Source organism: Paracoccus zhejiangensis, from assembly GCF_002847445.1.
Classification (GTDB): domain Bacteria; phylum Pseudomonadota; class Alphaproteobacteria; order Rhodobacterales; family Rhodobacteraceae; genus Paracoccus; species Paracoccus zhejiangensis.
The window spans coordinates 566,080-583,692 of record NZ_CP025430.1; the positions used below are offsets into that span (position 1 = coordinate 566,080).

Annotated in this window: 21 protein-coding genes; 10 read left to right on the forward strand and 11 right to left on the reverse strand. The window is 66.1% G+C overall.

All coding sequences use genetic code 11. The features are described from left to right. Positions 1-5: 5 nt before the first annotated feature. The 4 genes from CX676_RS02860 to CX676_RS02875 form a co-directional block, all read right to left on the reverse strand. On the reverse strand, positions 6-1,472 hold the full coding sequence (locus tag CX676_RS02860; RefSeq protein ID WP_101751269.1) for a PepSY-associated TM helix domain-containing protein: 1,467 nt from the start codon (positions 1,470-1,472) through the stop codon (positions 6-8). Positions 1,473-1,515: 43 nt separating this feature from the next. Beyond that, a complete protein-coding gene (locus tag CX676_RS02865; protein WP_157935832.1) occupies positions 1,516-1,878 on the reverse strand; it encodes a DUF2946 family protein in 363 nt (120 codons plus the stop codon). A gap of 173 nt (positions 1,879-2,051) precedes the next feature. Then, the gene (locus CX676_RS02870) at positions 2,052-2,276 is read right to left on the reverse strand and encodes a DUF1150 family protein (protein ID WP_101751271.1); all 225 of its coding nucleotides are present in this window, start codon (positions 2,274-2,276) and stop codon (positions 2,052-2,054) included. A 14-nt stretch (positions 2,277-2,290) separates the two neighbouring features. Beyond that, on the reverse strand, positions 2,291-2,701 hold the full coding sequence (locus CX676_RS02875; RefSeq protein ID WP_101751272.1) for an Hsp20 family protein: 411 nt from the start codon (positions 2,699-2,701) through the stop codon (positions 2,291-2,293). A 174-nt stretch (positions 2,702-2,875) separates the two neighbouring features. On the opposite strand from CX676_RS02875, the gene CX676_RS02880 reads away from it, so the two are divergent. Genes CX676_RS02880 through CX676_RS02895 form a run of 4 tightly spaced genes read left to right on the forward strand, consistent with a single transcriptional unit; the run spans position 2,876 to position 5,109 of the window. After that, positions 2,876-3,094, forward strand: a complete 219-nt coding sequence (locus tag CX676_RS02880) for a YdcH family protein (protein WP_101751273.1) — start codon at positions 2,876-2,878, stop codon at positions 3,092-3,094. A gap of 50 nt (positions 3,095-3,144) precedes the next feature. Then, the gene (purE, locus tag CX676_RS02885) at positions 3,145-3,636 is read left to right on the forward strand and encodes a 5-(carboxyamino)imidazole ribonucleotide mutase (protein WP_198590267.1); all 492 of its coding nucleotides are present in this window, start codon (positions 3,145-3,147) and stop codon (positions 3,634-3,636) included. Then, on the forward strand, positions 3,629-4,666 hold the full coding sequence (locus CX676_RS02890) for a 5-(carboxyamino)imidazole ribonucleotide synthase (protein WP_101751274.1): 1,038 nt from the start codon (positions 3,629-3,631) through the stop codon (positions 4,664-4,666). Before purE ends, CX676_RS02890 begins: the two co-directional genes overlap by 8 nt. A 2-nt stretch (positions 4,667-4,668) precedes the next feature. Beyond that, entirely contained in the window at positions 4,669-5,109 is a 441-nt protein-coding gene (locus CX676_RS02895) for an NUDIX domain-containing protein (protein ID WP_101754105.1), read from the forward strand. A gap of 31 nt (positions 5,110-5,140) precedes the next feature. Here CX676_RS02895 and CX676_RS02900 read toward each other — a convergent pair whose 3' ends face one another. The 4 genes from CX676_RS02900 to CX676_RS02915 all read right to left on the reverse strand — a co-directional run bounded on the left by CX676_RS02900 (position 5,141) and on the right by CX676_RS02915 (position 9,748). Further along, positions 5,141-6,121, reverse strand: a complete 981-nt coding sequence (locus CX676_RS02900) for a BMP family protein (protein ID WP_101751275.1) — start codon at positions 6,119-6,121, stop codon at positions 5,141-5,143. Positions 6,122-6,257: 136 nt separating this feature from the next. Next, complete coding sequence (locus tag CX676_RS02905) at positions 6,258-7,430, reverse strand: dipeptidase (protein ID WP_101751276.1); 1,173 nt, start codon at positions 7,428-7,430, stop codon at positions 6,258-6,260. Between the two features lie 33 nt (positions 7,431-7,463). Beyond that, the gene (locus CX676_RS02910; RefSeq protein ID WP_101751277.1) at positions 7,464-7,934 is read right to left on the reverse strand and encodes a GNAT family N-acetyltransferase; all 471 of its coding nucleotides are present in this window, start codon (positions 7,932-7,934) and stop codon (positions 7,464-7,466) included. Continuing rightward, a complete protein-coding gene (locus CX676_RS02915; RefSeq protein WP_101751278.1) occupies positions 7,931-9,748 on the reverse strand; it encodes a M3 family oligoendopeptidase in 1,818 nt (605 codons plus the stop codon). The genes CX676_RS02910 and CX676_RS02915 overlap by 4 nt, the downstream gene beginning before the upstream one ends. Before the next feature lie 133 nt (positions 9,749-9,881). On the opposite strand from CX676_RS02915, the gene CX676_RS02920 reads away from it, so the two are divergent. Further along, positions 9,882-10,466, forward strand: a complete 585-nt coding sequence (locus tag CX676_RS02920) for a YdeI/OmpD-associated family protein (RefSeq protein WP_101754106.1) — start codon at positions 9,882-9,884, stop codon at positions 10,464-10,466. A gap of 15 nt (positions 10,467-10,481) precedes the next feature. Here CX676_RS02920 and CX676_RS02925 read toward each other — a convergent pair whose 3' ends face one another. The 3 genes from CX676_RS02925 to CX676_RS02935 form a co-directional block, all read right to left on the reverse strand. Further along, positions 10,482-10,706, reverse strand: coding sequence for an excalibur calcium-binding domain-containing protein (locus tag CX676_RS02925; protein WP_101751279.1), 225 nt, complete (start codon positions 10,704-10,706; stop codon positions 10,482-10,484). A gap of 312 nt (positions 10,707-11,018) precedes the next feature. Then, on the reverse strand, positions 11,019-11,960 hold the full coding sequence (locus tag CX676_RS02930; protein WP_101751280.1) for an alpha/beta fold hydrolase: 942 nt from the start codon (positions 11,958-11,960) through the stop codon (positions 11,019-11,021). A 13-nt stretch (positions 11,961-11,973) separates the two neighbouring features. After that, positions 11,974-12,258 (reverse strand): SCP2 sterol-binding domain-containing protein, encoded by a 285-nt coding sequence (locus tag CX676_RS02935; protein WP_101751281.1) that lies wholly within the window; start codon positions 12,256-12,258, stop codon positions 11,974-11,976. Positions 12,259-12,409: 151 nt separating this feature from the next. Between CX676_RS02935 and CX676_RS02940 the strand changes: the two genes are divergently transcribed. The 5 genes from CX676_RS02940 to CX676_RS02960 all read left to right on the forward strand — a co-directional run bounded on the left by CX676_RS02940 (position 12,410) and on the right by CX676_RS02960 (position 17,515). Further along, entirely contained in the window at positions 12,410-12,904 is a 495-nt protein-coding gene (locus CX676_RS02940) for a tetratricopeptide repeat protein (RefSeq protein WP_232816569.1), read from the forward strand. Positions 12,905-12,908: 4 nt separating this feature from the next. Continuing rightward, complete coding sequence (locus tag CX676_RS02945) at positions 12,909-15,881, forward strand: helicase-related protein (protein ID WP_101751282.1); 2,973 nt, start codon at positions 12,909-12,911, stop codon at positions 15,879-15,881. 7 nt (positions 15,882-15,888) lie between these two features. Beyond that, positions 15,889-16,188: an RNA-binding S4 domain-containing protein gene (locus tag CX676_RS02950; RefSeq protein WP_101751283.1), complete on the forward strand. Its 300-nt coding sequence runs from the start codon at positions 15,889-15,891 to the stop codon at positions 16,186-16,188. Positions 16,189-16,345: 157 nt separating this feature from the next. Beyond that, complete coding sequence (gene fdxA, locus CX676_RS02955; protein ID WP_101751284.1) at positions 16,346-16,684, forward strand: ferredoxin FdxA; 339 nt, start codon at positions 16,346-16,348, stop codon at positions 16,682-16,684. A 321-nt stretch (positions 16,685-17,005) separates the two neighbouring features. Then, positions 17,006-17,515, forward strand: coding sequence for a CarD family transcriptional regulator (locus CX676_RS02960; RefSeq protein ID WP_101751285.1), 510 nt, complete (start codon positions 17,006-17,008; stop codon positions 17,513-17,515). Positions 17,516-17,613: the final 98 nt, after the last annotated feature.

The window sequence follows — 17,613 nt, forward strand, 5'->3', positions numbered from 1 at the left end:
GCCGGTCAGCTGACCGCGCGCTTCAGTCCGGGCATCAGCCGCAGAAGCGTGAGGTCCAGCAGCCATGCCGCGACGATGGCGGCACCGGCCAGCGGGAACAGCGCCGACAGGATTACCACCAGCACCGCCGCGCCTTTCCACAGCGACCGCTCGGGCGAGCGGGGCGGGGCGGCCAGACGACCGGCGCGATCCGGGCGGCGCTTCCACCACATGACCAGACCCGAAACGGTCAGGAACACCACCGACAGGCAGAAAAGCGTGTTCAGGACCAGGTTCCAGACGCCCAGATCGCCCTCGTGGAAGGCCACACCCCAGGCCATTGCCTTGGCATAGGGCGAGTAATCGGCATAGCGGATATCGGCCAGCACATTGCCGGTATAGCGGTCGAGATGCAGCGTCCGGTCACTGCCGGCTCCGGGGCCGTCATTCGAGGCGCTGTCATGGCTGACGGTCCAGACGCCCTCGGGGCCATCGGGCAGGGCGACCTGGAAACGCCCGTCAAAGCCGAGAGCACGGGCGAAACCCACCACGCTGTCCAGATCCGGAGCGCCGTCGATGGCGGCCGTGCCGGCCAGCGAGCCCGAGGCCGGCATCGGGGCCTGTTCCAGCGTCCAGGGCACCTCCTTCTCGGCGCCGTGGTTCATCTTGGCATGGACATCGTCCGACATCGGCATCTCGTGCATGGCCATGTCGTGCGTCGCTTCACCGGCGGCGACCGCCACGGCTTCCGACGGCGGCGGGGCGTATTTCTCGGCCGGGAAGGTGTTCCAGGCCTGCACGAATTTCTCGCCCCAGACGCCGCTCCAGCTGAGGCCCGAGACGAGGAACACGACCAGCAGCGCCGAGACCCAGAAACCCAAGACGCCATGCAGCGATTTCCACCAGCTGCGCCCGCGCGCCGAGAGACGCGGCACCAGCGCGCCGCGCCAGCCCGACTGACCGCGCGGCCAGTGGAGGTAGATGCCGGTGGCGATCATGATGAGGCCAAGGCTGGCGGCGATCTCGATCATCCGGTCGCCGGTCACGCCCAGCATCAGCGTGCCGTGGATGACACTGAGCCAGTCATACCAACCGGCCTGCCAGTCAAAGCTGCGGAGCACCTCGCCGCTATAGGGGTCGAGCGCGACGCCGGTTTTCACGCCATCGGCGGCAACCGCGACGATGGCGACACGGTCAGCGGCCAGCGGTTCGAGATAGTGGAAGGCGGTTGCGCCCGGAACGGCGGCCTCGGCGGTGGCCTGCAGGGTGCTGGCGGGCAGGAGGTCGCCCGAGGGCGTGACCGCCAGACGCTCGCTGCCGATGCCGCTGCTCCACGAGACCCACAGCATCATCAGCCCGGTCAGGGCCAGCATGGTCAGGAAGGGGATGACGTAAAGCCCGGCATAGAAATGCCAGCGCCAGGCGATGAAATAGGTATTGCTTGCAGCCGGTTCGGCCTTGGGGACAGCCGTCCCCCGGGGAATGTCGGTCATTCAGGTTGTCTCGTCGTCATTGGGTTTCTGAAAGGTCGGAAACTCAGACGGCGAGGGGTGGCCCGGTGGACGGCGGCAGGCCGGTCGCACGGGCGGCGATGAGGATGACGGGCAGGGGAGGCGGGGCCGGCGACAGGACCCGGTTTTCGGGCAGCGGCAGGTCCGGCGGGGTGATAAGGGCGAGCACCGGATGAAGGCCGGCCCATTGGCAACGGTCGGTTGCTGCGGGCTGGTCTTCGGGATCGTCCTGCGCATGCCCGGCATGGCCGCTATGGTGGTGCGGGTCTGTCGCGACCTGCTGCACTGCGATGGGGGTGCAGAGGACCAGCATCAGCTGGCCATCGGCCCCGCGCACGGGCATGACGGCATCCGAGATCAGCGACAGCAGCAGGAAGGGAGCCAGCAAGGCCCCCACAACCATTTGGCGAAAGCCGCGCTGAACCGACCCGTTTGTCACGAGCCCGTGTTAGGCGATCGGGGAATGCGGGGTCAAGTAAGGCGCTGCGGCATACCGTGGCGTCGGGTCACAAGGCAGATGGCAACAGGGGCCGCCCATCGGCGACCCCTGTCGGAAAGAATTCAGTGAACGCTGACCGGCGAAAGGTCGTTCTGCCGGGCCAGGAAGAAGGCCAGCTTGCGGTCCTTGACCAGCGCCAGACGCTCGCCGTCGATGCCGTGGACGGCATAGAGGCTGTCGAGATCGGGCGCCTGTTCGCGCACCTCGTCGGGCAGGCTGTCGATCGCCACGCGGCGGATATAGACGGTGTTCTGTTCGCCGTCGCCAAAATCGTATTTCGTATTCATCTCTCTGATCCCCTTTACTTGCGGCTGATCGGAATGGTCTGCACCACTTGTTGTGGCTGCACCCTTGTCAGATCGATATTGAGCAGCCCGTTTTCAAGTCTGGCCTCGGTCACATCCACGCCATCGGCCAAGACGAAGCTGCGCTGGAAGGCCCGGGCGGCGATGCCGCGATGCAGGAAAACCCGCTCGCCATCCTCCTCGGCCTGACGGCCCCGGATGACCAATTGCCGGTCCTCCATGGTGATGCTGATATCGTCTTCCGCAAAGCCAGCCACCGCCAGCGTGATGCGGAATCCATCGGGGGCGAAATGCTCAATATTATAGGGGGGATAGCCCTCGGCGCCTTTGGCCGCGCGTTCGGCCAGCCGCTCGAGCTGATCGAAGCCCAGCAGGTAGGGGTGCGCCCCCAGCGAGATCTTGGTCATGGTCAGCCCTTTCGAAGCGACTGCAGGTCACGAACCCCGCCATGGCAGCGGCCCGTGTCCAGAATATGTGCCCCGTCCGGCTTGCGCGCAAGTGCCGCAAGATTCTGTTAACAGCGGCGGGGCGGCGCGCTATAACAGGGTTCCCGTTCGCGGCAGCCAGCAAGAAGTCAGCCCATGAATACCCATCACGAAATGTCGCATGAAGAGATCGTGCGCGCCCGTCTTGAAGTGCTCAAGCGCGAGCACCGCGACCTGGACGAGGCGATTGCCGCGCTGTCTGCCCAGAACCTGTCCTCGTCCCTGACCCTGCAGCGGCTGAAAAAGCAGAAGCTGGGGCTGAAGGACCGCATCGCCCGGCTGGCGGATGAGCTGACCCCGGATATCATCGCCTGATTGCGCCCCGCGCCGCCGCGCGCTAAGGCGTGCCGGTGAGAAAAAGGGGGATGGCGTTGGAAAAACCCGTTGGAATCATCATGGGCAGCCAGTCCGACTGGCCGACCATGCGCGAGGCCGCCGCGATCCTTGACGAGTTGGGCGTGGCTTACGAGACGAAGATCGTCAGCGCCCATCGCACCCCGGACCGGCTGTGGGATTACGGCAAGACGGCGGTGTCGCGGGGCCTCAAGGTCATCATCGCGGGGGCTGGCGGGGCTGCGCATCTGCCCGGCATGATGGCCTCGAAGACGCGGGTGCCGGTCATTGGCGTGCCGGTCCAGACCAAGGCGCTGTCCGGGGTCGATTCGCTCTATTCCATCCTGCAGATGCCCAAGGGCTACCCGGTCGCCACCATGGCCATCGGCGCGGCGGGTGCGGCCAATGCCGGGCTGATGGCGGCGGGTATCCTCGCCGTCTCCGATCCGGCGCTGGCGCAGCGGCTGGATGACTGGCGCGCGGCGCTCTCGGCCTCTATCCCGGAGGAGCCCAAGGATGAGTGACGTGACCACCATCGGCATCCTTGGTGGCGGGCAGTTGGGCCGAATGCTCTCGGTCGCGGCCAGCCGGCTTGGCCTGCGCTGCCATATCTACGAGCCGGGGGCGGCCCCGGCGGCGGATGTGGCCCATGACCTGACCACCGCGACCTACGAGGACGAGACGGCGCTGCGCAGCTTTGCGGCCTCGGTCGATGTGGTTACCTATGAATTCGAGAACGTGCCCACCGAGGCGCTGGACCTGATCGAGCGGTTCGCGCCGATCCGCCCCAACCGCCGGGCGCTGGCCGTGTCGCAGGACCGGCTGACCGAGAAGACCTTTCTGAACGAGATCGGGCTGGCGACGGCGCCCTTTGCCGATGTGCCCGATCAGGCGGCGCTGGCCGGGGCGATTGCCCAGATCGGCACGCCCTCGATCCTGAAGACCCGGCGCATGGGCTATGACGGCAAGGGGCAGGTGCGGATCACCGACCCGGCCCAAGCCGACTGGACCGGGGCGCCCTCGGTGCTGGAAGGCTTCGTCGATTTCACCGCCGAGATCAGCGTCATCGTGGCGCGCGGCGCCGATGGTCAGGTCGCGGCCTTCGATCCCGGGCTGAACGTGCATCAGGGCGGCATCCTGCGCACGACCACTGTGCCCTGCGGTCTGCCCGCGCGGGTGACGACCGATGCGGTGCTGATCGCCGCCCGGATCGCGGCGGCGCTGGATTATGTCGGCGTCATGGGGGTCGAGCTTTTCGTGACGCCCGGCGGGCTGATCGTGAACGAGATCGCGCCCCGCGTCCATAATTCCGGTCACTGGACGCAGGCCGGCTGCACCGTTGACCAGTTCGAGCAGCATATCCGCGCCGTGGCCGGGCTGCCCTTGGGCGATGGCAAACGCTATGTCGATGTGGTGATGGAGAACCTGATCGGCGCCGACATCGCGCGGGTGCCGGAGCTGCTGCGCGCGCCCGATGTGCAGGTGCATCTTTACGGCAAGGGCGAGGCGCGCGAGGGCCGCAAGATGGGCCATGTGAACCGGATCACCCGGTGAAGCTGGCCCGCCCGCGACTGGCTGTCCGCGCGGCGATCCTGCATCGCGGCCGGCTTCTGCTGGTCAACGCCTATCCGGGGCAAGAGAGCGATCTCTGGGCGCTGCCGGGCGGCGGGGTCGAGCCGGGCCAGTCGCTGCCCGAGAACCTGATCCGCGAGGTTGGTGAGGAAACCGGCCTCGCCATCACGGTCGGCGCGCCCTTCCTGGTGAACGAGTTCCACGACCCGGCCAGCGGCTTCCACCAGGTCGAGCTGTTCTTCCGCGCCGAACTGGACGGCGGCGATGCGGTGCGGCTGGAGGACCCCGAGGGGGTGGTGAACCGCTTTCGCTGGGTCAGCCGCGCCGAGCTTGCCGGGCTGCGGCACAAGCCGGATGCGCTTGGCGCGGCGGTCTGGGGCGAGGCAAGCGCGATTTATGACCCGCTGGAGCGGATCGTCCTCTGATCCATCGCCCACTTGATCCTGACCGGCCTGCCTAGATCTCGAGTTCTGGTCCCTCGTAATCCGTCACGACCTCGATCTCGCCATCGACGATCTTCTGGCGGAACACATCGATGCTCTGGCGCACGTCATCGGGGACATTGCCTGAAAGCGTCAGCGAGACCGCGTCAGGATTCTCGAGGCCGATCGACTTGATGACGCCCGGTTTCCAGTCACTTCCGGTGAAGTCGCGGACGGCCTCGACGCTCGGGATCGAGACATTGGCCACGGCCGAGGCAACAAAGACAGCGGGATCGATCTCGGTCCAGTCGATCACATTGCCGATCTGCTGGACACCAGCCTCACGCATGGCATCGGTCGCCCCGGTCCGACCGGCATTGAGCATGGTGAAGATGATGTCCGCGCCCTGCTCGATTTCGGCCTTGGCCACGCGCGCCGATAGTGCATTGTCGTCCTGATCGCCGGCGAAGATCGTCACGAACTTTGCCTGCGGATTGCTGTGGATGAGGCCATCGTGGAAAGCGCCCCGACCCTTCAGCCCCGGTGGCACGCGAATGCCAGAAATGTGGCCGACCACACCGCTCTTGGTGAGCATCCCTGCAGCAGCTCCGGCGAGCCACGCACTCTCTTCCTGAAGCACCTCGTAGCTCGAGAGGTTCGGCCCCGTCACCCCGCCCTGAACGACAACAAACTCGATACCCGGATATTCGGCGGCGACCACCTCGGCGGCCGTGTTGTTCTGGCCACCATGGGCGATCACCATGTCCGGCTGGCGATCGGCAAGCTTACGCAGCGCCGCCTCCAGAAGCGCCGGCTCGGGCTTTACACCGTCGATATAGGATATCTCCGCGCCAAATTGCTCTTGAATGGCGAGCAGGCCGCTATAGCCCGCCTCCATGAATCCGTTATCCTCGATATTGCCGGGCAGCAGCATCGCGACTTCCAGGTTTTGATCTTGAGCTTGAGCCGATGAAGCGATCAGCGCCATGGCGCCGGCAAAACAGAACTTCCGCATGACTTCCTCCCTAGGTTGAGTGGAGCCATCATGGTTTGGTGCTGCACATCCGGTTACTCATGATTTCTATATGCTGATGCCGGGCCTCGTTGAAACGCTCGGTTTGGTTTGAGCGGCGAGGTTGATGTGATCCCGGCTATTCCGGTAGTGTCTCCGCCAGGTAGCGCATCATGTTGCCGCCCATGACCTTGGCGATCTGGTCCTCGGTCAGACCGGCATCGATCAGCGCCTGCGTCAATGCCGACAGATGCGCCACATCGAAGGGCGCATCGACCGAGCCGTCGTAATCCGAGCCGAGCGACACGTGATCCTCGCCCACCAGCGCGATGGCGGCGCGGATACCGGCGGCAATGTCGGCAGGTGTCTTGCCGCAGACCACATCCGCCCAGAAGCCGATGCCGATGACGCCACCCTTCTGCGCCACCGCCTGCATCAGGTCATCGGTGAAGTTGCGCGGCGTCTGGCATTGGCCGTGGATGCCGGTATGCGAGATGATCGGTTGCGTGCCCTCCATCGCCAGCACGTCGCGGACCACCTGCGGGCTGGCATGGGCGAGGTCGATGACCATGCCCTTCGCCATCATCGCCAGAACCACCTGCCGCCCGAACTCGGTCAGCCCCTTGTCGCCCTGACCATGCAGGCTGCCGCCAAGCTCGTTGTCGAAGAAGTGCGTCAGCCCCATCAGCCGGAAGCCGGCGTCATAGAGCACGTCGAGATTGGCGATCTCGCCCTCCAGCGGGTGTCCGCCCTCGCTGCCCAGCACCGCGCCCAGTACCGGCTCGCCCTGCGCGCGGCGGTCGAGCACGGCTTGCAGGTCGGCGCGGGTCAGGATCAGCGACAGCCGGTCGGGCGCGGCCTCGGCCATGTCGCGCAAGGCTTCGGCCTGCACCAGCGCCCGTTCCTTCAAGCTGAACCATGCCCGAACCGGGCGCAACTGGCCGATGAAGAGGGGGGTGATGTTGTCGGGCGCCTCGGCGCTGTTCTCGCTGTAGTTCTGTCCGCGCGGGCTTTTGGTGACGGTGGTGAAGACCTGCACCGCCACATTGCCCTCGGCCAGACGCGGGATGTCGGTATGGCCGCGCACGCCCCGGTCCAGAAGGTCGCGGTCCCAGAGCAGCGGATCGGCATGCCAGTCGCCGATCACCAGCCGGTCATGCAGCGCCTGCGCCTCGGCCGAGGCCGGCCAGCCCTCGGGCGGGGTGGTCAGCGGGTTCAGCTGGCGCTCGACATAGGCCGGGCCCCAGATAAGCACCGCGATGACCGCGAGAGAGATGAGCCCCAAAAGCCCGATCAGCAGTTTCCGAACCATTCCCGTCCCTCTTGTCCCATTCTGCCCCGCGCCTCAGCACAGGGCCATGCGCATGACATGTTGCGGCCCGATCTTGCCGCCCAGATACCGCTCGCCGGTATCGGTGAAACCGGCCCGCGTATAGGCGGCGATGGCCGCCGGGTTGATCGCGTTCACCGTCAGGACCAGCGCCGGCGGCTCGGGATAGAGGCCGGGCAGGTAGTGCCTGAGCATCGCCATGGCCGCCGTGCCGGTGCCGCGCCCCTGTTCGCCCCGGTCGATCATCACCCCCCTCAGCCCGATCTCGCCCGGATGGGCAAACTCGTAGCGTTGGGGATAGGCGTGATCGATCTTGAAGAAACCGACCACCTGACCGTCGCGGCTGATCTGGTGGAAATCCACCGCTGGGTCGAAATCCGCGAAATGCCCGGCGATGGTGCCGCAGAACGGCTCCTGCTCGGGCAGTACGTGGATATGGGCGACCCGGGCGGGGTCGTCCTTGGACAAAGGCTGAAGCAGGATCACGCCTCCAGCGCCTCCATCTCGTCGATCAGCCCCTCGATCATCGACAGGCCCTTGTCCCAGAAGGCCGGGTCAGAGGCGTCGAGGCCGAAGGGGGCCAGAAGCTCCTTGTGGTGCTTCGACCCGCCGGCCTTCAGCAGCTCGAAATACTTCTGCTGGAAGTCGGGCAGCCCGTCCTCGTAGGCGGCGTAGAGCGCGTTCACCAGCCCGTCGCCGAAAGCATAGGCATAGACGTAGAAGGGCGAGTGAACGAAATGCGGGATATAGGTCCAGAAGGTCTCGTAGCCCGGCATGAACTCGAAGATGGGCCCGAGGCTTTCGGCCTGAACCGACATCCACAGCGCATTGATGTCATCCGGGGTCAACTCGCCCTCGGCGCGGGCGGCGTGCAGTTTCACCTCGAAATCATAGAAGGCGATCTGGCGGATCACGGTGTTGATCATGTCCTCGACCTTGCCGGCCAGCAGCGCCTTCTTCTGCACCGGGTCGGTGGTTTTCGCCAGCAGCGCGCGGAAGGTCAGCATCTCGCCAAAGACCGAGGCGGTTTCGGCCAGCGTCAGGGGCGTCGAGGCCAGAAGCTCGCCCTGATCGGCCGCCAGTCGCTGATGGACGCCGTGGCCAAGCTCATGCGCCAAAGTCATCACGTCGCGCGGCTTGCCGAGATAGTTGAGCAGCACATAGGGATGAACGGTGACGACGGTCGGATGGGCAAAGGCGCCGGGTGCCTTGCCCGGCTTCACGCCCGCGTCGATCCAGCCCTTGTCGAAGAACGGCTCGGCCAGATCGGCGAGATCGGGCGAGAAGCCGGCATAGGCGTCCAGCACGGTCTGCCGCGCCTCGGGCCAGTCGATGACGCGGGGCGTTTCGGTCGGCAGCGGGGCGTTCCTGTCCCAGACCTGCATCTTGTCAAGGCCCAGCCATTTGGCCTTCAGCGCGTAATAGCGATGCGAGAGGCGCGGATAGGCGGCCGTGACGGCATTCCTCAGAGCCTCGACCACTTCCGGCTCGACATGGTTCGACAGGTGCCGGCCATATTGCGGCGTGGGCATCTTGCGCCACTTGTCCTCGATGGCCTTTTCCTTGGCCAGCGTGTTGTGGACGCGCGCGAAGAGGCCGATATTCTTCTGGAAGACCACTGCCAGCGCCTTGGCACCGGCCTCGCGCCGCGCGCGGTCGTGATCGGTCAAAAGGTTCAGCGTGGCCTCGATGCCAAGCGTCTCGCCGTCGACATCGAATTCCAGCCCGGCGGTGGTTTCATCGAACAGCCGGTTCCACGCGGCGGCGCCAACGACGGAATTGTCATGCAGGAACTGCTCGAGCTCGTCCGACAGTTGGTGCGGGCGCATGGCACGCATCCGGTCGAAGACCGGCTTGTAGCGCGCGGGACCATCGGCGGCGGTGAACATCGCCTCGTAGGTGGCATCGGGGATGCGGTTGAATTCGAGGCTGAAAAAGACCAGCGGCGTGGTCAGATCGGTGATCTTCGACTGGTAATCACCCAGCATCTTGGCGCGGGCGGGGTCGGTCGTCTGCTGGTAATAGCGCAGGCCCACATAGGACATGATCCGGCCGCCGAGGATGTCGATGGCCTCGTAACGTTGGATCGCCTCGAGCATCTGCGACGGCGTCAGATCGGCCAGCTTTCCCTGGTAATCCGCCGCGAAACTGGCGGCCTGGTCGCGCAGCGCCTCGACATCGCGCGCCAGTTCGGACGCGTCGGGGGCAGGGTAGAGGTCGGTCAGATCCCATTCGGGCAGATCGCCGAAGGGCTTGTCGGTGACCGGGTCCTTGGCGTCGAAAAGCGGGGTGCGCAACATCTTGGGTCCTTTCTGTTGGCCTAGATGTGGACCGCCGGGCGGGCCGGTGCAAGGCCGGGGCGGCTCAAGTTCGGGCGGTGGACAGCTTGCCGCGCGTCGGGCAAGTTTGGCCGAACCCGAGACGGAGGACCGCATGGCCGACCCGAACCCGCGGCTGGACCGCTTCTTTGACCGCGACACGCCCTGGAAGGCCGAGGTGAAGGCGCTGAGGGTGATCATGCTGGAGGGCCCGGTCGAAGAAGACTTGCGCTGGCGCCAGCCCTGCTACCGCGCCCATGACGGCAATATCGCCATCATCGGCGGGATGAAGGATTGCGCCTTCGTCTCGTTCCTCAAGGGCGCGCTTCTGAGTGATCCCGAGGGGCTGCTGGTCCCGCCGGGCGACAATTCACGCTCGGCCCGGATGCTGAAATTCACCGATCTCTCCGGGATCAAGACCGCCGCCCCGGCGATCCGGGCGCTGGTGGTCGAGGCAGTGGAGAACGAGGCGAAGGGGCTGAAGATCACCTTCGAGAAGGACGATCTGGACCATCCCCCGGAACTTGACGAGGCGCTGGACGCGGATCCGGCGCTGCGCGAGGCCTTCGACGCCCTGACCCCGGGGCGGCGGCGCGGCTGGCTGCTGCATTTCTCGCAGCCGAAGCAGTCAAAGACGGTGGTGGCACGGATCGAGAAGGCGGCCGAGAAGATCCTCGCCGGGAAGGGGATGCATGATTGAGGGGGGTAAGCGGGCCTATTTCTCGCAGGCGATGCCGTCGCCGTCACGGTCGAGGCCGTATTCATCGGGGCCGATGACCCGAACCGGCCCACGCACGTAATCCGGGCCATTGCCGCTGCCACCGGCGCAATCGACATCGCTGCTGACCGGAACGCAGACCAGATCATAGCTGGGATGACAGTCCTGCGCGAAAGAGGCGGCGGGCATGAAGAGTAGGGTGAAAAGGCTGACTCGGAACATCGGGCAAACTCCAATGCCCGACTGTCGGATGTGGTTAACGGGATGGCAATATGTCTGAATGGCTAGTGGGGTGGGGTCGGTCCTGCAGATCTCACTGAGGTTCGCGCGGCGACATCGGCCCGGGAACCAGGGCGAAGCCCGCCCGGGCCAGCGCCGGCCCGTCCCGGCGGGCTGGCGCTTTGGTGCCGCTGGTCCCGAGTTCAGAAAGGCGAGGGACTTGGCACCATAAAGCGCGTAGGCCGGCCGTTGCAGCGCCACCCCACGGGCCGGCGCTGGCCCTCTGATGCGCGTCAGGTCAGCGCCGCAAAAGCGTCACGCCGCCCCGTAATGCCTGAGCAGCGCGTCATAGAACCGCTCCTGCACGTCGGGGCTTTCCATCATCGCCTCGTGCCGGCAGCGCGCCAGTTCCAGCAGCTCCGATCCCGGCCAGCGGGCGGCACGGTCGCGGATGGCGGCGCCCGAGACGATCTTCTCGCCGTCGCCAAGGGTGATCAGCACCGGGCATCCGGGCGAGTCGAGGCCCGCAAGCCGGGTGCATTCGTTCAGCGCCTTGGCCACCCAGTCGAAGCTGGCGCCGCCGATGGTCAGCTCGGGCCAGGCGGCCGCCTCGCAGACGAGACGCGCCCAGGTCGGGGCGTCATGGGTCAGAAGGTTGGCGCTGAAGCTTTCGTCGAGCAGGTAGGTTCCGGCGGCACCGCTGCCCGGCGCGGCGCGGCCACCGTGACCAAGCCGACCGGCCAGGTAGGCCATGCCAAGCGCCACGCCATGCGGCATTTGCCGGAGGTTGATCCCCCACATCGGCGCCGAAAAGGCTGCGGTCTCGACCGGCAATTCGTTGTAAAGCGCCGCCAGCCCGATGCAGCCGCCCATGGAGTGGGCGAGCAGATGCCAGGGCCGGGGCAGGTCCAGTTCGGTCGCGGCAAGGACCATCTCCACCACGTCGCGCTGGTAGTCGGCGAAATCTCTGACATGGCCGGGGCGGGGATCGTTCTGCAGCCGACCCGACAGGCCCTGGCCGCGCCAGTCGATCGACAGGACCGAGAGGCCAGCGGCATTCAGCCGCGCGGCGACGCCGGTATATTTCTCGACATATTCGGTGCGGCCCGGGAACAGCAGCACGCTGCCCCGCGGCGTCCGCCGGGTGGTCGGCCAATGCGCCAGACGCAGTTGCACCCCGTCATCGGCGGTGACGAAAAACGCCTCTGCCGGGGGAAGGTGATCCCCCGGCAGGCTGTGAAAGGGGGCAGGTCTCACCGGGCGCTCCGGATCAGGACAGGGCCACGCCCAGCTGCATCGCCAGCGGCATCGAACCCTCGATGCGCAGCTTGCCGGTCATGAAGGCCGAGGTCGGGTTCTCGGTGCCGTCAAGGATGCCCTCGAAGGTTTCGCGCGAAGCGAACAGGGTCACTTCCGCCTCTTCGTCGCCGGCGCGGGCGCCATTGCCATCGATCATGATCGCGCCTTCATCCTCGATCACGAATTTCGCGGTGGAGTCAAAGCTCCCGAGACGCTCGTTCAGTTTCTCGACGGCCTTGTTCACGACTTCGCTCATCTGCATTTCTCCGTTGCGCTATGACTGGTCCCCAACCCAAGGACTGTCTACACTGGGGGCAGACAAGGCGGAAGGCGGGAAAATGGTTCGGGTCGCAGCAGTGCTGCTTGCCGCAAGCGTCAACATTTTTGCCCTTGGCGCAAGTGCTGGCGTGGCGTCATCCCAGGGCACGGTCGACATGGATGCGTTGTTTCAGCAACTGTCCCAGCCCGAGGGCGAGGGCTGGCGCATTGCCGAAAGCGATATCCTGCGCGAATGGTCGAAATCCGGCTCGCCGGCGATGGACCTGCTGCTGAAGCGCGGCGAGGAGGCGCTGGACCAGGGCGACGCCGTCACCGCAATCGGCCACCTGACCGCGCTGACCGATCACGCTCCCGATTTCGCCACCGGCTACCAGGCCCGCGCCGCCGCCTATGCGCTGAAGGGCGATTACGGCCCGGCCATCGCCGACCTGGCCCATGCGCTTGAACTGGAACCACGGCAATTCGCGGCGCTGACCCAGATGGGCGTGATGCTGGAGGAAATGGGCGACGACGAACGCGCCATGGCCGCCTATCGCGCCACGCTGGAGATCCATCCGCATCAGCAGGAGGCCATCGACGGGCTGGCCCGTCTGGAAATGGCCAATCACGGCACCGATATCTGATCCCATGAAGTCGAATTCGCGCGTGACGGCCATGCTGGGGCCGACCAATACCGGCAAGACCCATTACGCCATCGACCGGATGCTGGCGCATCGCACCGGCGTCATCGGCCTGCCGCTGCGTCTGTTGGCGCGCGAGGTCTATGACCGGATCGTCAAGGCGCGCGGTCCCTCGGTCGTGGCGCTGGTCACCGGCGAGGAACGGATCGTGCCCGACCGGGTGCAATACTGGGTCGCCACCACCGAGGCCATGCCCGAGGTTGGCGCCGATTTCGTCGCCATCGACGAGATCCAGCTTTGCGCCGATCCCGAGCGGGGCCATGTCTTCACCGACCGGATGCTGAACATGCGGGGGCTGCACGAGACCCTGCTTCTGGGCAGCGACACCATGCGTCCCGCCATCAACGCGCTGGTGAACAATGTCCGCTTCGAGCGGCGCGAGCGGTTCTCGACCCTGACCTGGGCTGGCTCGAAGAAGCTCAGCCGGATGCCGGCGCGCTCGGCCATCGTCGGATTCAGCGTCGATGATGTCTATGCCATGGCCGAGTTGATCCGGCGGCAGCGTGGCGGGGCCGCCGTGGTCATGGGCGCGCTCAGCCCTCGCACGCGCAATGCACAGGTGGCGATGTACCAGGCGGGCGAGGTCGATTTCCTCGTCGCCACCGATGCCATCGGCATGGGCCTCAATCTCGACATCCACCATGTCGCCTTCAGTTCCACGCAGAAATTCGACGGCCGCCGGGTGCGGCACCTCTTCCCGCACGAGATGGGCCAGATTGCCGGACGGGCCGGGCGGCACAGCGAACCGGGCACCTTCGGCGTCACCGGCGAGGCGCGGCCGCTGGACGAGGGGCTGATCGACGCGCTGGAGAACCACCGCTTCGCGCCGATCCAGCGGCTGATGTGGCGCAATGCCGCAGTCGAATACGGCACGCTCGAACGGCTGATCGCCAGTCTCGAGGTCTCGCCCGAGAACGAATGGCTGGTGCGCGGGCGCGAGGCCGATGACCTGCGGGCGCTGAAAACCCTGGGCGATCTGCCCGAGATCCGCGACCGGGTGACCGGGCCGCCGGATGTGCGGCTGCTCTGGGATGTCTGCCGGGTGCCTGATTTCAGGGGCATTTCCCCGGCGGAACACACGACATTGCTGCAGCGCATCTTCGGTTTCCTGCAGGAAGGCGCGATCCCCTCGGACTGGCTGGCCGGCCAGATCGAGCGGCTGGATCGCCCGAAAGGGGATATCGACACGCTGTCGAAGCGCTTGGCATATATCCGCACATGGACCTATGTGGCGCAACGGCGTGGCTGGGTTCAGGATGAAAGCCATTGGCGCGGGGAAACGCGCGCTGTAGAAGACCGCCTGTCGGATGCGCTGCATGTCGCACTGACCGAACGATTTGTGGACCGGCGCACCTCGGTGCTGTTGCGCCGGCTCAAGCAGAAGGAGAGCCTCGTGGCCGAAGTGAATGACAAGGGCGAAGTGACGGTCGAAGGCGAGTTCGCCGGCCGGCTGGAGGGATTCCGCTTCCGCCCCGACCAGACCGCGACGGCGGACGAGGCGAAGATGCTGAACCGCGCCAGCTACGAGGCGCTGAAGCCCGAATTCCACCTGCGCGCCGACCGCTTCTACAACGCCCCGGATACCGAGCTCGACTTCACCGAGCAGGGTGGGCTGATGTGGGGCGCCTCGGCCGTGGGCAAGCTGGTCAAGGGCGCGGACGCGCTGCATCCGGGCGTCGAGCCTTTCGTGGACGAGGAAGCCGGTCCCGAGATCGCCGAGAAGGTCCGCCGCCGGCTGCAGCATTTCATCGACCGCAAGGTCGCGACCCTGTTCGAGCCGCTGCTCGCGCTGCAGAAGGACGAGGCGCTGACCGGGTTGGCACGCGGTTTCGCCTTCCGGCTGGTCGAGTCGTTGGGGGTGATCCCGCGCGACGAGGTTGCGGGCGATGTGAAATCGCTGGATCAGGACGCGCGCGGCACCCTGCGCAAGCATGGCGTGCGCTTTGGCCAGTTCACCATCTTCCAGCCGGCCCTGTTGAAGCCTGCGCCGACGCGGCTGCGGCTGGTCCTGTGGTCGCTGAACGCGGGCCTTGACGAATTCCCCGAAAGCCCGCCACCGGGCCTGGTGACGATCCCGCATCTGGCCGAGGTGCCGGACGGCTATTACATTCTCTCGGGCTATCACCCGGCGGGCGACCGCGCGATCCGCATCGACATGCTGGAGCGGCTGGCCGATCTGGTGCGCGCGCAGGACACGCGCGGCGGCTTCGAGGCCAATCCCGACATGCTGTCGATCACCGGCATGACGCTGGAACAGTTCGCCGGCCTGATGCAGGGGCTGGGCTATGCCGCCGAGAAGGGCGAGCGGGCCAAGGCCAAGGCGGTCGAGGCCGCACCGGAAGCCGTGGCCGAGACGCCGGCGACCGATGCTCCGATGACCGAAGAGGAATCGGTGCTGGCCGCCGAGACCCGGGCGAAATGGGAAGCCGAGCAGGCGGCCAAGAAGGCCGCCGAGGCCGAGGCGGCTGCGGCAGCGGGCGAGGCGGTTGCCGAAGACGGCGAGGCCCCGGCCGAGACCGAGGCCGCCGAGCTCGAAACCTTCTATACCTTCCGTTGGGCGCCGAAGCCCCGCGCCCCGCGTCGTCCGCAGGGCGAGGGTCAGGGCCGTCGCGGCCCGCGCCGCGACGCTTCGCAGGGTCCGCGCGAGGGTCAGGGACAGCGCGAAGGTCAGCCGCAGGGCGATCGGCCCAAGCGCGAGGACCGCAAGGAAGCCCGCGGTGAAGGTCGCGGCGAGAACCGGGGCGAGGGCAAGCCCGGTCGCGGTCCTGGCAAGAAGGGTGACTTCAAGAAGGGCGATTTCAAGAAGGGTGGCAAACCCTCTGGCTCGCAAAGCCCCAAGACCTACCAGTCGCGCCCCGAGAAGAAGGCCGATCCCGATAGTCCCTTCGCGGTGCTGGCGGCGCTGAAGGGCAAGGTCTGACCCGCGCGTGAGCGAGGCGCCCGACAGCATCCGGCTGGACAAGTGGCTGGTCCATGTGCGCCTGTTCAAGACGCGCGGACTGGCCGCCGAGAGGATCGAGGGCGGCGGCGTGCGGGTGAACGGCCAGCCAAGCCGCAAGCCGGGCCGCAGCATCCGGCCCGGTGACGAGGTGACCGTCTCGATGCAGGGCCGTGTGCGTGCATTGCGGATGATCGCGCCGGGTGTCCGGCGCGGCCCGGCCAGCGAGGCGCAGACGCTCTACGAGGATCTGACCGAACCCGGCCCGACGGACGCGACCGAAGACTGAGCCCGCGACCGGGATGGTTTTTGCCGTCCCGACCCGCCGGCAGGACGGGCGTTCCGGCTTTGCCACCTGTCCGGAATGCCGGACTTTTCAACCCGCGCGGCCTTGATTGATCGCGCCGCCGGGCGTAACTAGCGCCTCGGACTGAACGGAGCATCCCATGACCTATGTCGTCACCGATAATTGCATCATGTGCAAATACACGGATTGCGTCGAGGTCTGCCCGGTCGACTGCTTCTATGAGGGCGAGAACACCCTGGTGATCCACCCCGACGAATGCATCGATTGCGGCGTCTGCGAGCCCGAATGCCCGGCCGATGCGATCCGCCCGGATACCGAACCGGACATGGAAAAATGGGTCGAGTTCAACCGCAAATACTCGGAACAATGGCCGGTCATCACCCGCAAGAAAGACCCGCTGCCGACCGCCGAGGAAATGGACGGGCAGGCCGACAAGCTGGACAAGTATTTCTCGGAAGCGCCGGGCGAGGGCGACTGATTCGTCCGGTCGCGCAGCGGGCAGGCCCAGTTGTCAGGCGCTAACCCCATGGCAAACAAGTCTTAATTGAACATGCGTTTCCCGGGCGCGAATTGACGCAAGCTTCTTTTTTTGAAGCGTTTTTTATGCTATATAATGGTTACATTCGCGTTTACCGGGGTGAGGCCCCGGGATACGTGCGCCCGTAAGCTGCTGATCCCAATGACCCCTGCCGGTCCTGGGACAAGATGAAAATGACCAGACGCGACCCCGGGCGGGCATCCCGCCTCGGGCCGCTTGTGCCCTGCGCTGACGCATGGACACTATCGATGAGGAAGCCTGATGTCGAAAACCAAGAAAAACGAATTCCGTCCCGACGATTTCGTTGTCTACCCTGCACATGGCGTAGGCAAGATCGTTTCGATCGAAGAGCAGGAAGTCGCCGGTCTTAAGCTGGAGATGTTCGTCATCTCCTTCGAGAAGGACAAGATGACCCTGCGTGTGCCCACCGCCCGCGCCGCCGAGATCGGCATGCGCAGCCTGGCCTCGCCCGATCTGGTCGACCAGGCGCTGGCGACGCTGAAGGGCAAGGCCCGCGTCAAGCGCGCCATGTGGTCGCGCCGCGCGCAGGAATACGAGCAGAAGATCAATTCGGGCGATCTGATGTCGATCGCCGAGGTGGTCCGCGACCTGCACCGCAATGACGACCAGCGCGAGCAGTCCTATTCCGAGCGTCAGCTCTACGAAGCCGCGCTGGACCGCCTGACCCGCGAGGTTGCCGCCGTGGCCGGCCTCGACGAGGGCTCGGCCCAGAAGCGCGTGGACGAGGTCCTGACCAGCCGCGCCGCGTAAGAATTTGCGTCACCACATCGGAAGGGCGTCCCGCAAGGGGCGCCCTTTTTCTTGGGCGGGCCGGACTGCTGCTATCCGCGCGGGGTTGCTGCCATATG

Excerpts from the sequence above, each read along its gene's own strand:
- CX676_RS02925 (WP_101751279.1), bottom strand. The coding sequence starts at position 10,706 with ATGTTCCGAGTCAGCCTTTTCACCCTACTCTTCATGCCCGCCGCCTCT.
- CX676_RS02905 (WP_101751276.1), bottom strand. The coding sequence starts at position 7,430 with ATGGTTCGGAAACTGCTGATCGGGCTTTTGGGGCTCATCTCTCTCGCG.
- CX676_RS02945 (WP_101751282.1), top strand. The coding sequence starts at position 12,909 with ATGAAGTCGAATTCGCGCGTGACGGCCATGCTGGGGCCGACCAATACC.
- CX676_RS02890 (WP_101751274.1), top strand. The coding sequence starts at position 3,629 with ATGAGTGACGTGACCACCATCGGCATCCTTGGTGGCGGGCAGTTGGGC.
- CX676_RS02920 (WP_101754106.1), top strand. The coding sequence starts at position 9,882 with ATGGCCGACCCGAACCCGCGGCTGGACCGCTTCTTTGACCGCGACACG.
- CX676_RS02875 (WP_101751272.1), bottom strand. The coding sequence starts at position 2,701 with ATGACCAAGATCTCGCTGGGGGCGCACCCCTACCTGCTGGGCTTCGAT.
- purE (WP_198590267.1), top strand. The coding sequence starts at position 3,145 with ATGGCGTTGGAAAAACCCGTTGGAATCATCATGGGCAGCCAGTCCGAC.
- CX676_RS02900 (WP_101751275.1), bottom strand. The coding sequence starts at position 6,121 with ATGCGGAAGTTCTGTTTTGCCGGCGCCATGGCGCTGATCGCTTCATCG.
- CX676_RS02880 (WP_101751273.1), top strand. The coding sequence starts at position 2,876 with ATGAATACCCATCACGAAATGTCGCATGAAGAGATCGTGCGCGCCCGT.
- CX676_RS02870 (WP_101751271.1), bottom strand. The coding sequence starts at position 2,276 with ATGAATACGAAATACGATTTTGGCGACGGCGAACAGAACACCGTCTAT.
- CX676_RS02860 (WP_101751269.1), bottom strand. The coding sequence starts at position 1,472 with ATGACCGACATTCCCCGGGGGACGGCTGTCCCCAAGGCCGAACCGGCT.
- CX676_RS02935 (WP_101751281.1), bottom strand. The coding sequence starts at position 12,258 with ATGAGCGAAGTCGTGAACAAGGCCGTCGAGAAACTGAACGAGCGTCTC.
- CX676_RS02915 (WP_101751278.1), bottom strand. The coding sequence starts at position 9,748 with ATGTTGCGCACCCCGCTTTTCGACGCCAAGGACCCGGTCACCGACAAG.
- CX676_RS02960 (WP_101751285.1), top strand. The coding sequence starts at position 17,006 with ATGTCGAAAACCAAGAAAAACGAATTCCGTCCCGACGATTTCGTTGTC.
- fdxA (WP_101751284.1), top strand. The coding sequence starts at position 16,346 with ATGACCTATGTCGTCACCGATAATTGCATCATGTGCAAATACACGGAT.